This is a genomic window from Arthrobacter gyeryongensis, assembly GCF_039543785.1.
GTDB classification, from domain to species: domain Bacteria; phylum Actinomycetota; class Actinomycetes; order Actinomycetales; family Micrococcaceae; genus Arthrobacter; species Arthrobacter gyeryongensis.
This window is the reverse complement of record NZ_BAABKK010000018.1, coordinates 128,530-142,056: the sequence shown is the minus strand read 5'-3', so window position 1 is coordinate 142,056 and position 13,527 is coordinate 128,530. Positions and strand designations below refer to the sequence as shown.

Annotated in this window: 15 protein-coding genes; 8 read left to right on the top strand and 7 right to left on the bottom strand. The window is 64.2% G+C overall.

Annotation, left to right across the window (positions count from 1 at the left end):
- Nucleotides 1-85: 85 nt before the first annotated feature.
- The 3 genes from ABEA18_RS14655 to ABEA18_RS14645 all read left to right on the top strand — a co-directional run bounded on the left by ABEA18_RS14655 (nucleotide 86) and on the right by ABEA18_RS14645 (nucleotide 2,670).
- Nucleotides 86-754, top strand: coding sequence for a TetR/AcrR family transcriptional regulator (locus ABEA18_RS14655; RefSeq protein ID WP_345450182.1), 669 nt, complete (start codon nucleotides 86-88; stop codon nucleotides 752-754).
- The gene (locus ABEA18_RS14650) at nucleotides 751-2,352 is read left to right on the top strand and encodes an MDR family MFS transporter (protein ID WP_345450180.1); all 1,602 of its coding nucleotides are present in this window, start codon (nucleotides 751-753) and stop codon (nucleotides 2,350-2,352) included. The genes ABEA18_RS14655 and ABEA18_RS14650 overlap by 4 nt, the downstream gene beginning before the upstream one ends.
- Nucleotides 2,353-2,469: 117 nt before the next feature.
- Entirely contained in the window at nucleotides 2,470-2,670 is a 201-nt protein-coding gene (locus tag ABEA18_RS14645) for a hypothetical protein (RefSeq protein ID WP_345450178.1), read from the top strand.
- Here ABEA18_RS14645 and ABEA18_RS14640 read toward each other — a convergent pair.
- Together ABEA18_RS14640 and ABEA18_RS14635 are read right to left on the bottom strand one after the other, a co-directional pair.
- Nucleotides 2,658-3,131, bottom strand: a complete 474-nt coding sequence (locus tag ABEA18_RS14640; RefSeq protein WP_345450176.1) for an NUDIX hydrolase — start codon at nucleotides 3,129-3,131, stop codon at nucleotides 2,658-2,660. The genes ABEA18_RS14645 and ABEA18_RS14640 overlap by 13 nt on opposite strands.
- A gap of 164 nt (nucleotides 3,132-3,295) precedes the next feature.
- Complete coding sequence (locus ABEA18_RS14635) at nucleotides 3,296-3,877, bottom strand: prepilin peptidase (protein WP_345450174.1); 582 nt, start codon at nucleotides 3,875-3,877, stop codon at nucleotides 3,296-3,298.
- A gap of 59 nt (nucleotides 3,878-3,936) precedes the next feature.
- On the opposite strand from ABEA18_RS14635, the gene ABEA18_RS14630 reads away from it, so the two are divergent.
- Both ABEA18_RS14630 and ABEA18_RS14625 read left to right on the top strand, forming a co-directional pair.
- Nucleotides 3,937-4,707, top strand: a complete 771-nt coding sequence (locus ABEA18_RS14630) for a hypothetical protein (protein ID WP_345450172.1) — start codon at nucleotides 3,937-3,939, stop codon at nucleotides 4,705-4,707.
- 251 nt (nucleotides 4,708-4,958) lie between these two features.
- A complete protein-coding gene (locus tag ABEA18_RS14625) occupies nucleotides 4,959-5,219 on the top strand; it encodes a hypothetical protein (RefSeq protein WP_345450170.1) in 261 nt (86 codons plus the stop codon).
- Nucleotides 5,220-5,383: 164 nt separating this feature from the next.
- On the opposite strand, the gene phoH2 is transcribed toward ABEA18_RS14625, so the two are convergent.
- Both phoH2 and ABEA18_RS14615 read right to left on the bottom strand, forming a co-directional pair.
- Complete coding sequence (phoH2, locus tag ABEA18_RS14620; protein WP_236816243.1) at nucleotides 5,384-6,781, bottom strand: RNA 5'-3' helicase PhoH2; 1,398 nt, start codon at nucleotides 6,779-6,781, stop codon at nucleotides 5,384-5,386.
- A 250-nt stretch (nucleotides 6,782-7,031) separates the two neighbouring features.
- Nucleotides 7,032-7,793: an isoprenyl transferase gene (locus tag ABEA18_RS14615; RefSeq protein ID WP_345450243.1), complete on the bottom strand. Its 762-nt coding sequence runs from the start codon at nucleotides 7,791-7,793 to the stop codon at nucleotides 7,032-7,034.
- Between the two features lie 244 nt (nucleotides 7,794-8,037).
- Here ABEA18_RS14615 and trhA point away from each other — a divergent pair, with 244 nt between their 5' ends.
- Nucleotides 8,038-8,679, top strand: coding sequence for a PAQR family membrane homeostasis protein TrhA (trhA, locus tag ABEA18_RS14610; RefSeq protein ID WP_345450167.1), 642 nt, complete (start codon nucleotides 8,038-8,040; stop codon nucleotides 8,677-8,679).
- Nucleotides 8,680-8,693: 14 nt separating this feature from the next.
- Here the strand turns inward: trhA and ABEA18_RS14605 are convergent, their stop codons facing one another.
- The 3 genes from ABEA18_RS14605 to mca form a co-directional block, all read right to left on the bottom strand.
- On the bottom strand, nucleotides 8,694-10,952 hold the full coding sequence (locus tag ABEA18_RS14605; RefSeq protein WP_345450165.1) for a thioredoxin domain-containing protein: 2,259 nt from the start codon (nucleotides 10,950-10,952) through the stop codon (nucleotides 8,694-8,696).
- The gene (locus ABEA18_RS14600) at nucleotides 10,930-11,256 is read right to left on the bottom strand and encodes a hypothetical protein (protein WP_345450163.1); all 327 of its coding nucleotides are present in this window, start codon (nucleotides 11,254-11,256) and stop codon (nucleotides 10,930-10,932) included. The genes ABEA18_RS14605 and ABEA18_RS14600 overlap by 23 nt, the downstream gene beginning before the upstream one ends.
- A gap of 69 nt (nucleotides 11,257-11,325) precedes the next feature.
- Nucleotides 11,326-12,231 (bottom strand): mycothiol conjugate amidase Mca, encoded by a 906-nt coding sequence (gene mca / locus ABEA18_RS14595; protein WP_345450161.1) that lies wholly within the window; start codon nucleotides 12,229-12,231, stop codon nucleotides 11,326-11,328.
- Between the two features lie 129 nt (nucleotides 12,232-12,360).
- Here mca and ABEA18_RS14590 point away from each other — a divergent pair, with 129 nt between their 5' ends.
- On the top strand, nucleotides 12,361-12,819 hold the full coding sequence (locus tag ABEA18_RS14590) for a DUF4307 domain-containing protein (RefSeq protein WP_345450159.1): 459 nt from the start codon (nucleotides 12,361-12,363) through the stop codon (nucleotides 12,817-12,819).
- A 153-nt stretch (nucleotides 12,820-12,972) separates the two neighbouring features.
- Entirely contained in the window at nucleotides 12,973-13,467 is a 495-nt protein-coding gene (greA, locus tag ABEA18_RS14585) for a transcription elongation factor GreA (RefSeq protein ID WP_236816230.1), read from the top strand.
- The last annotated feature ends 60 nt before the right edge of the window (nucleotides 13,468-13,527 follow it).

Sequence of the window (13,527 nt, the reverse complement as noted above, 5' to 3'; positions counted from 1 at the left end):
CACGGAAGGTGCCGGCCGCCGTCGGCGTTTCCGCTCACGGGGAGGCTTATTGCACTTTTTGACAATAAGTGCAAAACTTTACTTTGTGGAAAATAGTGCAATTACTGACGGCGGACTCCGGGAGCGCAAGCGCGCTCAGACCCGCGCGGCGATTTCCGCCATCGCAAGGTCCCTGACCGCCCAACGCGGACTCAACGGTTTCACGGTGGAGGAAGCCTGCGAACAGGCCGGGATTTCTCGGCGGACGTTCTTCAACTACTTCCACACCAAAGAAGACGCGGTGATCGGCTCGTTCTCCGACGAGCTTCCCGAAGAGGCGCTGGAGGCCTTCCACCGCAACCCCGCCCGTGGGATCGGCACGATCTCCGACTCGCTGTTGTCCGCACTGCGCCGCTTCACCCTGGCCGTCCTCGAGCGGTCCACCGTCAGCCCATCGGAGATCCGCCAGCTCATCGCGGCAGTCACGGCCGAGCCCCAGCTCCTGGGCCGGTTGACCCGCGAAGGCGAAGTCCGCGAGCGCCAGTTCGCCGAGCTCATCGCCGCCCGGGAAGGCCTCACCACGGACCACCCCGAGATCATCATGGCCGCCGCGGTCTTCGGCGCGGTCACCAAGAAGACGAGCAAACAGTTCTTTTCCGAAGAGAACACCGAGCCCTACCGCGAACTGCTGGACCGGAACCTCAACGCAGCCCGTACGCTCTTCGCCCAAGCGCTGGACACCAACCCCGCCGAACCCCAGAAGGACCAACCGTGAGTACCACTCTCAAGACCAAAGCGGCCGCACCGCTGCTCTTGACCCAGAGAAGGATCTGGATCATTTTCTCGGCGCTCATCGCCGGAATGCTGCTCTCCAGCCTGGACCAGACCATCGTGTCCACGGCCATGCCCACGATCGTCGGCAAGCTCGGCGGCGTGGAGAACCAGGCCTGGATCACCACGGCCTACTTGCTGGCCACCACCATCGTCATGCCGATCTACGGCAAGTTCGGTGACATCCTGGGCCGGCGGAACCTCTTCCTGATTGCCATCGGCTTGTTCACCGCAGCCTCCATCGGTTGCGCCTTCGCCACCGACTTCTGGGGCTTCGTGATCTTCCGCGCCATCCAGGGCCTGGGCGGCGGCGGGCTGATGATCCTGTCGCAGGCCATCATCGCGGATATCGTGCCTGCCAAGGAACGCGGCAAGTACATGGGCCCCCTTGGTGCCATCTTCGGCCTCTCCGCCGTGGCCGGTCCGCTCCTGGGCGGCTTCTTCGTTGATCACCTGACGTGGGAATGGGCCTTCTACATCAACATCCCCGTCGGCATTGCGGCGTTCACGATCGCTTGGTTCACGCTCACCCTGCCGAACAAGAAGGCCGAAAAGCGCATCGACATCCTGGGCGTGCTGCTGTTGTCCGCTGCCACGGCCTGCTTGATCTTCTTCACCGACTTCGGCGGCAAGAAGGACCAGGGCTGGGACTCCCCGCTCACCTGGGCCTTCGGCGCCGGCATGGTGCTTGCTGCCTTCCTCTTCGTCCTTGTGGAGCGTAAAGCCGAAGATCCCATCATTCCCTTGAGCCTGTTCAAGAACCGGATCTTCATCAACGCAACGGCCATCGGCTTCACCCTGGGCCTGGGCATGTTCGCCGCCATCGCCTTCGTGCCGACGTTCCTCCAGATGTCTTCCGGCACCTCGGCCGCCGTCTCCGGCCTGCTCATGCTGCCGATGATGGTTGGACTCATGGGTACGTCCATCTACTCCGGTATCCGCATCTCCAAGACCGGCAAGTACAAGATGTTCCCGATCCTCGGCGCGAGCCTCACGATCGTTGCCATGTTGTGGCTCACCACCCTCACGGCGGCAACTCCGATCTGGGTCATCTGCATCCAGCTCTTCATCTTCGGCGCGGGCCTGGGCCTGATCATGCAGGTCATCGTCCTGGTGGTCCAGAACGCGGTTCCGGCCGGGCAGATCGGCACGGCAACGAGCACCAATAACTACTTCCGCGAGGTCGGGGCTTCGTTGGGCGTGGCCGTTTTCGGCTCGATCTTTACCACGCGGCTGGCCGAGTCCCTCACCAAGGCATTCACAGGCGCGGGGGCTTCTGCTGCACAGGCTGCGCAGTCCACCAGCAAGCTTGATCCTCAGACGCTGGCCCAACTGCCGGTTCAGGTCAAGGACGCCATTGTCAACGCCTACGCCGATTCACTGGCACCCGTGTTCTGGTACCTGATCCCGTTCATCGCCATCGCCCTCGTGCTCGCGATTACCCTCAAGCAGATCCCGCTCTCCGACACTGCCGGAATGGTGGCCCGGGGCGAGGCAGTCGGGGGTGAGGAGGCGGAACGCCTTGAGCTCGCCCGGCGCTAACGCCAGGACATGCCCGGCCTTCGCTCGGACCAGTGGACATATGGGGAATATGCCCACTGCCCGGATGCAAAGCCGGGCATGTCCACCGGGCCGGGCGTTTGGCTTAGGCTGGAACCCATGAGTTCAGAGCCCGAAGAATCCGCGAACATCAGCCCGGCCGTTCGATGGGGATTAGGGGCGGTCCTTTTCGGGCTTCTGGCCGTCTCCATAGCCTCCGCCAAGGCCGAATGGTGGACCCTCGTCGGCGCAATTGCTTGCGGTGCCGCGGCGTGCCTCTTTGCTGCCCGCGCGATCCTCGCGGCCCGTCAATCGCGCTGATACGCGACGGCGGAGCCCGGCTCCAACGCCAGTCGGATGGTTTCGCGGTGACCGGCGCTGATCTCAGGCAACTCGTCGAGGGCAAACCAGCCGACGGCGATTGACTCGTCGTCGTTGACGCGGGCCTCCCCCGAGACATAACGGCATTTGAAGGCAATATCCAGGAAGTCGCACACGTCTCCGTTGGGATACGTAACCGGGCCGATCACGCCCACCGCGAGGATGCGCTCGGTTTCGGCCACAACTGCAGTCTCCTCGAAGATCTCGCGGAGCAAACCGGGGGCCGGGTGCTCCCCCGGTTCCAGCATTCCGGTGATCAAGGTCCACCGGCCGTTGTCGGCCCGTTGGCACAGCAGGACCCGGTTCTCGTCATCCAGGACTACGCCCCGCACGCCGGGTAGCCACAGCGGGTCGTTGCCGATCTTCTCGCGGATTTCCCGGATGAATTCCGGGATCGCCACGGCCTAGCCCGCTTCCGTTGAAACAGCCATCATCAACAAGAGCACTGCCTCCCCTTCCGGATCGGATCCGCCAGTAGGGCGAGTATCCCACCGGCGATGCCCGAATGACAGCGGACAAGGCTGCTCAAAACGGCCGCCTCTCGCTCCGCCTTGTTCACGGCTCCTCACGCCGGCAGGGCAAACATCGCCGCGGCGGCACCGGCCAGCATGAACGGCCCGAATGGTATGGATGATTTCAGGGTTCCTCGCCGGGCGGCCAGGACTCCAAGGCTCCACAGTCCGCCGAAGAGGAACGCCGCAAACGTTCCTGCGAAAACGTGCGCCCAACCCAGATAGCCAAGGTACAGTCCGAGGACACCAGCCAATTTGACGTCGCCGAAGCCCATCCCGGGCGGGTAGACCAACCGCAGGATGAAGTAGAACACCCAAAGCACTGCTCCCCCGGCCACGATTCCCAAGGCGGGCACCCCCAGGAAGGAGGCGCCGCCGTCGGGCGCGGACCCTGCCGCTCCGGCGCTAAGATTCGCTGCCGCTCCGCTGGACAGGGTGACAGCTGCCGCTGCGCCGAGCAGCAATACACCGGCGATGGCATAGGACGGGAACACGATCCGGTTGGGCAGCAGGTGGTGACGGACGTCGATCACCGTGAGGCGGGCAGCCATCACCGCAAAGTACACGCAAGCTGCGAGCAGCAGCCAGAACGCCGGGACACTGGTCCACCACAATTCGCCGAGTCTTCGGATCACCCTCGGATGTTATCGGTTTTCTCAAAGCTGCGCCGGTCACGCACCCTTAGACTGTGGATATGGGGCGTTACAGTGCAGAAATCCAAGGCAATTCCGACGCCGACATGTCCTCCACCTTCCGAAACCTCTGCCGTTCCTCCCCGTGGAAATGGACCAGCCTGAGGTTCGAATACCGGGACCGGCCGGGCAACGCGGATGCCACAGTGCGTGCATGGCTGCGCCGGCCGGGAGCGCTTCGGCTCGAAACCGTCGATGGCGCGTTGCTGCATAGCACCACGGGCATCAACGACTCCCGCGACGGGCTTTACCTCGGTTCCAAGCGCAAGTCGTGGCTGTTGCCGGCCCACTTGGTCACCCCCGTTTACGACTCCGCGGGCTTGGTCCGCCGGCGCCCCGAAGCGGCCTACGGCGAACCGTCGTTCGGGAACGGTCGGCTCGCGGCAGCCCTCGATCCTGTCGAGCTCGCCGGGAACGCTCCCGTGCCGATGGAGTTTCCCGAGTCCAACCGGGTGTCGTTCGGGCCCATCCGGGAAGTGGATCACGAAGGGCGCCCGGCCCTCGAAACCATCGCGACGCCCGGATCGAGCTACGTGGCGTCTGATGCGGCGACGCCGCTCTGCTTCCCCGGACGCACGCTCTTGCGCGTGGACTCGGGAACGGGGGTGTGTGTTTCCAGCCAATCTCTCGACGGCGATACCGCAGGTCAGGGGCATTGGATGCGGATTCTGGGCGTGGACGAATACATGCTGGACGATTTGTTCCTCGCCGAATCGATGAACCTCACCGACGTCCGGAAGCACATTAGCTGGGACATCGGCCCCCGTTCGTAAGGCAGGCCCGCAGGAACGCCCGCTCACTTATATGCCCCTTCCGGCCGACCCCCGCTCACTTATACGCCCCTTCCGCCCAACCCCCGCTCACTTATACGCCCCTTCCGCCCAACCCCCGCTCACTTATATGCCCCTTCCGCCCAACCCCCGCTCACTATTCCGGAGACCCGGGTCGACAGATGACAGGCTTTCCCGGCGTGTCCGCTAGGCTTCCCCGATAAAGCGCTCAAGGACAAGGCCTCGGCAAGGAGATGCGCACGGCCGCCCTCAGCTACGCCTTCGACTACCTGAACGCAGAAGTAGCGACCTCCGAAGCTGCCATTTGGAACAAGCAATCCTTGGGCGTTTCCGCCAGCCTTGGCTATGAACCCAACGGCATCTACCACAACCAATGGGGCACCGACGTCGTGGAAGTCCAACGCGTTCGCCTCCCCAGGGGCTCCTTCATCCGGCCCGATTGGAGGCTAAAGGTGGAAGGCCATGAGGCCACAGCCTGGTTTCTAGGTATCTGAGCGAGCGTCGGGGAAAAACCCCACATATGTGAGCGAGCGTCCGGGAAAAACCCCACATACGTGAGCGAGCGTCAACCGGCTCCAGGAATGCCCAAGGAACGACGCGCGGAGGGCCGTGGCCAGGCGAACCCGGCCACGACCCTCCGCACAACGGATGCCGAGCCTTAGATTTCCGCCCCTTCAAGCAGTTCCGTCACGAGGGCCGCGATCGGCGAGCGTTCGGAGCGGGTCAGGGTGATGTGGCCGAACAGCGGGTGCCCCTTGAGGGTCTCGACGACGGCGGCAACGCCGTCGTGCCGGCCGACGCGGAGGTTGTCGCGCTGGGCGACGTCGTGGGTCAGGACGATCTTGGAGTTCTGGCCGATGCGGCTCATGACCGTGAGGAGCACGTTCTTTTCGAGCGACTGGGCCTCGTCTACGATCACGAACGCATCGTGGAGCGAACGTCCACGGATGTGGGTCAGCGGCATGACTTCGAGCATGCCCCGGTCCATGACTTCTTCGACGACTTCCTGGCTGACGAGTGCACCGAGAGTGTCGAAGACCGCCTGCGCCCAGGGGTTCATCTTCTCTGCCTCCGAACCGGGAAGGTACCCGAGTTCCTGTCCACCCACGGCGTAGAGGGGCCGGAAGACAATCACCTTGCGGTGTTCCCGGCGCTCCAGGACTGCCTCGAGTCCCGCACACAAGGCCAGGGCGGACTTACCAGTGCCCGCCCGGCCGCCGATCGAGACGATTCCGACGCTGGGATCCATGAGCAGGTCGATCGCAAGCCGTTGCTCAGCTGAGCGGCCGTGCAGTCCGAAGACATCGCGGTCGCCCTTGACCAGCCGCACTTGCTTGTCCGCGCCCACGCGGCCCAGGGCGGAGCCCCGGTTGGAGAGCAGCACCAGGCCCGTGTTGACGGGAAGCTCGGCCGCTGCCGGGATGAAAACCGGTTCGTGCCCGTACAGGGTGGTGATTTCGTCCTCGCTGGCTTCGATCTCTGCCATGCCGGTCCAGCCGGAGTCCTTGACGAGTTCATTGCGGTATTCGTCCGCGAACAGCCCCATCGCGGAGGCTTTGACGCGCATGGGGAGGTCTTTGGAGACGACCGTCACGTTGTGGCCTTCGTTGGCGAGGTTCTTGGCGACTGCCAGGATGCGGCTGTCGTTGTCCGCGCCGCGGAATCCTGCCGGCAGCACTTCGGTGGACACATGGTTCATCTCGACACGCAGCGTACCGCCGTCGGATCCGATAGGGATGGGTTGATTCAATCCACCGTGCTCGATGCGCAAGTCATCCAGGAGCCTCAGCGCCTTGCGGGCGAAGTAGCCCAACTCGGGATCATGGCGTTTGCCTTCCAATTCAGTGATGACCACGATCGGGACAATGACTTCGTGCTCCGCGAAGCGCAACAGGGCGTGCGGATCGGAAAGCAATACGGAAGTGTCAATCACATAGCTTCGGCCTGTCGGGGTTCCGGACTTTGCAGTCCGCCCATCGTTGGCCCGCTTGGTGCGAGAGGTAGCTGAACTTTCCCCGTCGGAAACGACTACGGGCAGTTGCTCAGAAATAGCCACATCGACTCCAGCCCCGGGCGAACCCGGCTTATTCGTGAGGCGGCTCGGCCGGAAGGCCGGGCGCGGCCCCCCACGTAACTGGTGCGATGATTCGCTCCATCTACTGGCCTCCCCGATCAGCAGGCGGTTTGCCTACTGATGGGATTAACGTATTCCCATGCGATTACATTTCCGGTTAGCTCAAACGGCGATTCGTGTAGACAAAATGTGAACTTCCCGTAAACGGGTGCGCACCGGGAAGTTGACCGTCTCAGGAACCGAAGCGACGCTGGCGGCCTGCGTAATCCCGCAGGGCACGCAGGAAATCAACCTTGCGGAACGCGGGCCAGAGGGCCTCGCAAAAGTAGAACTCGCTGTAGGCGCTTTGCCACATGAGGAAACCTGACAAGCGCTGCTCACCTGATGTGCGGATCACCAGATCGGGATCCGGCTGGCCGCGCGTGTAGAGGAAACGAGAGATGTCGTCCACTGAGAGTTCATCGGCCAGCTCGGTGATGTCGCGGCCGTGCGCGACGGCGTCGTGCAGCAGTTCCCGCACGGCGTCAACGATTTCGCGACGTCCGCCGTAGCCGACGGCCACATTCACGTGGAGCCGTTCGCGGATCGGGGTGCGGGCCGTAAGCTTGTTGAGCCGCTCAGCGAGATAGTCCGGAAGGAGCTCGGGCGCACCCATGGCGTGGACCGAGATATTGGCGTCGTCATCCAAGCGATCGAGGGTGTTGGCGATGATTCCCATGAGCAGTTCGAGCTCTTCGCCGGAGCGGTTCATGTTGTCCGTCGAGAGCATGTACAGCGTAACGACTTTGACTCCAAGCTCCTGGCACCAGCCGAGGAATTCGTGGATCTTGTCCGCGCCTGCTTGATGGCCTTCGCTGGTTGGAGCATTGAATTGCCGTGCCCAGCGCCGGTTGCCATCCACCATGACGCCGATGTGCCGGGGAATCTTCTCCTGCTCGAGGGAACGGAGCAGTTTGCGCTCGTAGAAGCCGTAGAGGAAACCGGGCCACTCCATCCGGACACTCACCTGACTTCCTTTGATCAGCATGTGAAATAGCAAAGCAAACAACGACGGCGGCAGGCCCGGTTGGCAGCCGACCTTCAGCCAAATACCTATCGTCGCCTCCGGACTGCTGCCGTAGGCGCACCACCAAGGCTACCTTCCCGAACTGGCCAGTCGGCACACGTGAGCAGCAGAAAACGATCGCAACACTCGTTACCCTGCAGTAACTTATTCCGGGCCGGGTTACGCTTTAACGATGTCGGAGCTGCTCACAATCAAGCCGAGGTGGCGCGGCTGGATACATGCTGTGGCCGCACCGTTCGCCGTCGCGGCAGGGATCGTCCTGGTGACATTGGCGCCTACGACAGATCGCAAAATCGCCTCCGCCATCTACGCTTTGACGGGTGTACTGCTCTTCGGCGTGTCCGCGGTCTACCACCGCGGCAATTGGGAGCCGAAGACCCGGATGCTCCTCAAGCGCCTGGACCACACCAACATCATGTTGGTGATCGCGGGCAGCTACACACCCCTCGCCTGGTCGCTGCTCGAGCGCCCCAAGGCCGTGCTACTGCTGTGGGTGATCTGGTCCGGAGCACTACTGGGAGTGCTGTTCCGGGTTCTCTGGACCGGCGCTCCACGTTGGCTCTACGTGCCCATCTACGTCGCGCTGGGCTGCGGGGCGTTGTTCTACTTGCCGGAGTTCTTCGCGGGGAACGTTCCGGCCGCGATCCTGATCTGTGTGGGCGGGGCCCTCTACGTTGCTGGCGCCGTTTTCTACGGGATCAAGAGGCCCAACTTCAGTCCGTTGAACTTCGGCTTCCATGAGCTCTTCCACGCCTTCACGGTACTGGCCTTCGCTGCTCATTTCGCCGCAATCATGATTGCCGTGCTCAGTTAATTCGCGATCCTGGGCTAGCCTGCGGCCTCCGTCATCGCGTCAAGGCGCTGCACGAGTTCCTCAACGGAGCCAAGCGGCAGGTCACACACCATCCCCCGGCACAAATACACCTGTGGCGAGCCGTCCGCGGCAGCCGTGCGGGACTCAAGCAGTGGCACCTCCGGTTCCTTGGCGCGGGACCCGGGCGGCGCGCCGTCGTCGTCGGCTTTTTCGCCAGCCATACCGAGCTGGACCGCCACCACCAGCCCGGGACTCGGCGAAGCCAACAGGGCACGATGGAGTTCCCGCTGCTTCCGGCCTGGAGGGCCGGATACGGCGGCCTCTATGGGACCAGCCACGGCCGCCTGGGCGGTCGCAAGCAGCCATCCCGCTACCCTGGGTGCCCGCCCGGCTAGCGGCGGCAGGAGCGACAGGATGCTGCTTGCCATGGCTCGGTGCTCGTGCGAACCGGAATACGCCGCATAGCTCAGGAGCACTCCGGCAAAGGCCGCCGCCCCGCTCGGCGCCGCATTGTCGAAGGGGTCCAGGCCCGCGTGCTGGCCCTGCGCGTTGAATACCTGGGCCGACTCCCCCACGGAGTCCGACAACCTGCCGTCCACCACGAAGCGCGCGCAGGCTCCGCTGATCAGCTCCTCCGCGAACACGTACCAGCGCCGCTGGCCAGTCACGGCGTAGAGAGCCAGGAAGCCTTCGGCACAAAACGCGTAGTCTTCCAGCAGGCCGCTGATCCCCCTCGCAACGCCGTCGTGCGAGACCCTGATCAGCACCCCGGCCCCGGGCGGTGAGGTGCCGGCGTTTGAGGCACTGGATGTATTGGGGCCGGCCGCCGGACGCCAATGCACGCGCATCACGTACTCGGCCACGCTTTCCGCCGCGGCCACCAGCTCCGGCCTGTCCAAAACTGCGCCGGCTTCGGCAAGCGCTGCGATGGCCAGGCCGTTCCAGCCCGCCACGACCTTGTCGTCCCGGGCCGGCTGGGGGCGGGCCGAACGCGCGGCGCGCAAGGCGGGCCTGACGCGGTTCCACAACCGCGATTCCGCACCGGAGAGCCGGCGCCCGGGATGGAGCGGAGATCCAAACTCCGAGACCGTCCCGGACGGACCCACGTTCATCAGCCGGGCCACAGCCGCGCCATCCCCCGGGCCAAGCACGGCTTCGAGGCTCGCAGGAGTCCACAGGTAGGACGCTCCCTCGTGATGCACTCCGTCAACGACGGTATCGGCGTCAAGCGAGGAAGCGAGTCCGTCCGGCACTGCGGGATCGCCCACGCCGAGTGAATCCAGCATCCAGTCCGCCACCCGCGACGCCACACTCGCGGCCTCGCCGGCCGGCAGGACCCAATCACCCTGGAGCCGGACCCAGTGGACATAGACCCGGAGGAGCTGGGCATTGTCGTAGAGCATCTTCTCGAAATGCGGCACCGACCAATCCGCGGTCACGGAGTACCGGGCGAAGCCGCCGTCGAGCTGGTCGCACAATGCGGAACGGGCCATGGCGGCTAGAGTGCGGCCCGCCATGTCGCGCGCGGCATCCGAGGTATCCGACGGCACGGCAGCGTGCCGTATCAGGAACTCAAGAACGGCCGACGGCGGGAACTTGGGAGCGCCGCCGAAGCCACCGCCGTCGGGGTCTTCCGAGCGGGCGAGGAGACGCACAGCTTCGGATAGCAGGCTTCTGTCCAGGCTTTCTGACGGCCGGTCGAGGAACACCGCCGCGGCGAGCTGGGCGTCGGCCATGCCGGCGGCGAGCCGTCGCGCGTTCTGCTCGACGGCGTCGCGGCGTTCCAGCCACGCCTCGTGGACCGCTTCAAGCACCTGGCGGAAGGACGGCCTTCCCGGCTGTGGGGTCGGCGGGAAATAAGTGCCTGCATGGAAGGCCAAGCCGTCGGGAGTCAGGAAGACGGACATCGGCCAGCCGCCCTCGCCGCTGATGGCCTGGGTGGCTGCCATGTAGATCGAGTCCACGTCGGGGCGTTCTTCGCGGTCCACCTTGATGGCCACGAAGTGGGCGTTCAGGTAGTCGGCGGTGACCTGGTCTTCGAAGGACTCGTGGGCCATGACGTGGCACCAGTGGCACGCGGCATAGCCGATAGAGAGAAAAACGGGAACATCGCGGGCCGCCGCGAACGCAAAGGCCTCATCGCCGAACGGCCGCCAGTGCACCGGATTGTCCGCATGCTGGCGGAGATAGGCGGACGGCTCCGAGCCGAGGGCGTTGTACGCCCCCGGCCATTCCCGGGTGGTGCCCGGGTCAGCGGGCTCCGGAGCCGGCATCGCCGTCGGACTCTTCAACGCCCGGCTTGCCCGAGACGACACCGCCAGTCCCGGCACCATCAGCCTCAGCCTCAGCGCCGTCGGTCTCGCCGACGAGGGCTTCCTCAACCTGGGCGCGGTAGCGTACCCGCCGGATCCGGCGCACCATGTCAACGATCAGGAAGGTCGTGAGCACCACGATGAAGGCAGTCAGGACGAAACCCCAGGTGCCCGGGGTCACCTGGTCTTCCGACAAGCCGGGGCGCAGCGACGGGGTCGGGGTAGGCGACGGGGTCGTGGCCAGGGCGATGAGAAAGTGGTGCACGGTTCAAACCTTCTATGGGAGTTTCCAGCCGGTGGCGACTTCTACGCTTGATAGAAATCGCCGGCGATCCTATCTTAGCCCTGCGAACAGGTCCTTTTCCGGCAGTTCTGCCGGGATACGGGAGTCGACCAGCGTGTAGTCCTCCCACGGCCAGGCCCTGCGCTGCATCTCCGGGGATACCGCGAAGAAGAATCCAAGGGGATCAATCTGCGTCCGGTGCGCCCTGAGCGCGTCGTCACGGGCCTCGAAGTAGTCACCGCAATCCACTTGCGTCGTGGTCTGGTGCATCGGTCTCGGCGGAGTATGGCCTTCCGCATCGGCTTCAAGCCAGGAAGCCAGGCGTTCGGCATAAGGCGATTGCAGGCCCGCCTCTTCGAGCGCGAAATGCAAGGCGCGGAAACGGTCGGGGCTGAAGGCCCGGTCGTAGTACAGCTTGCTCGGCGCCCAGCTTTCGCCTGTCCCGGGGTAGCGCTCCGGGTCACCGGCAGCGTGGAAAGCTTCGACGGCGACCTTGTGGGCCATGATGTGGTCCGGATGCGGGTAGCCGCCGTTTTCGTCGTAGCTCACCATGACGTGCGGCTTGAAGTCGCGGACCAAGCGGACCAGCGGTGCCGCCGCCCGCTCAAGGGGCTGAAGCGCAAAGCAACCGGCGGGCAACGGTGGCAACGGATCGCCGTCGGGCAGTCCGGAATCCACAAAACCCAACCACCGCTGCTTGATTCCCAGGACCGCGGCAGCTTGCTTCATTTCCAAACGGCGCGCGCCTGCCATGTCCCGCTTGGGGTGCGGAGCGGACTCCATGGCCGGGTTCTGGATGTCCCCGCGGGAACCGTCAGTGCACGTAGCCACCATGACCTCCACGCCGGAAGCCGCATACATCGCCATGGTTGCCGCGCCCTTGCTTGACTCGTCGTCCGGATGTGCGTGGACGGTGAGCAGCCGGAGCTGGGTGTCGGGGCTGGTGGATGTGCTCATCCGGTACGGTTCCTCTTTCCAGGTAATGCGGTTCTGGGCTTGCTGATGGCTTTCAACTGATCAGGCATTTCTAACGCGTGCGACTCCGCTGTGTGCGGGCAGGCGCCGAAAGCCCACTAAACTAGGTGGGTGACTTCGGAAGACCCATCGGGCACGGCGCTGCCGGCAACTACCAGCCTAGCCAATCGCTACGGCAGCCAAAAGCGCGCCTTCGGAGGGAAAACCAAACGGAACATCGTCATTGCCGTCCTCCTCGTGGCCATCGGGCTCTTGTTCTGGGTCACCGCGTCTTCCTCGCAGTCGTCCGTGTCGTTCAAGGACATCGGCTACAGCGCCACCGACGCCACCCAGCTGTCGGTCGATTTCCAGGTCACCAAGAATCCCGATGCCACGGCAAAATGCGCGGTCAAGGCCCTGGACTCCAAGTTCGCGGTGGTCGGCTGGAAAGTCGTCGAGATCGGCCCGAACGCACCCAAAGCAGGGGCCGACGGCGGCCAGACAACCGCCCAGAGGACCATCCTTCGCACCGAGTCCGAGGCCGTGTCGGCTGTCGTGGACAACTGCTGGATTGTAGACGGCAGCAAATAGCAAAGGTGTGACCCGCGACTCAGTGAGCTTGGGTTTGTCCACAGGATTGACTACACTGGATCAATACCTTAACCCCGCTGAGTTGGTTGCTGAGTTCCACGAGTGGCCTGCACCGGCGGGGTCTTTGCTTGTCAGATCCATAAGGAGAAGTCCGTGTCGACCACCAACAGCGCGCCTGCAGCTTGGCTTACCCAGGACGCATTTGACCGTCTGAAGGCAGAGCTGGACCACCTTTCCGGCCCTGGCCGTGCGGAGATCGTACAGAAGATCGAAGCCGCCCGTCAGGAGGGCGACCTCAAGGAAAACGGTGGATACCACGCCGCCAAGGAAGAGCAGGGCAAGATCGAGGCCCGCATCCGCCAGCTGACCGTGCTCCTGCGCGACGCCCAGGTGGGCGAAGCTCCGGCCGATGACGGAATCGTCGAGCAGGGCATGGTGGTCGTCGCCCGCATCGCCGGTGACGAAGAGACCTTCCTGCTCGGTTCCCGTGAAATCGCCGGCGATTCCGATCTCAACGTCTTCAGTGAGAAGTCCCCGCTCGGAGTGGCGATCATGGGCCACAAGGAAGGCGACAAAATCAGCTACGTCGCCCCCAACGGCAAGGAAATTCCGGTGGAGATTGTTTCCGCCAAGCCGTTCGCCGGCTGATACTTCCGCGAAACCACGACGCCGGCCCACCCCTTCGCGGGGCGGGCCGGCGTTTTGCTT

Bases quoted from the DNA above. Each gene is read 5' to 3' on its own strand.
- ABEA18_RS14645 (WP_345450178.1), top strand. From the start codon at position 2,470: ATGAGTTCAGAGCCCGAAGAATCCGCGAACATCAGCCCGGCCGTTCGA.
- ABEA18_RS14630 (WP_345450172.1), top strand. From the start codon at position 3,937: ATGGGGCGTTACAGTGCAGAAATCCAAGGCAATTCCGACGCCGACATG.
- ABEA18_RS14625 (WP_345450170.1), top strand. From the start codon at position 4,959: ATGCGCACGGCCGCCCTCAGCTACGCCTTCGACTACCTGAACGCAGAA.
- ABEA18_RS14615 (WP_345450243.1), bottom strand. From the start codon at position 7,793: ATGGAGTGGCCCGGTTTCCTCTACGGCTTCTACGAGCGCAAACTGCTC.
- trhA (WP_345450167.1), top strand. From the start codon at position 8,038: ATGTCGGAGCTGCTCACAATCAAGCCGAGGTGGCGCGGCTGGATACAT.
- ABEA18_RS14605 (WP_345450165.1), bottom strand. From the start codon at position 10,952: ATGCCGGCTCCGGAGCCCGCTGACCCGGGCACCACCCGGGAATGGCCG.
- mca (WP_345450161.1), bottom strand. From the start codon at position 12,231: ATGAGCACATCCACCAGCCCCGACACCCAGCTCCGGCTGCTCACCGTC.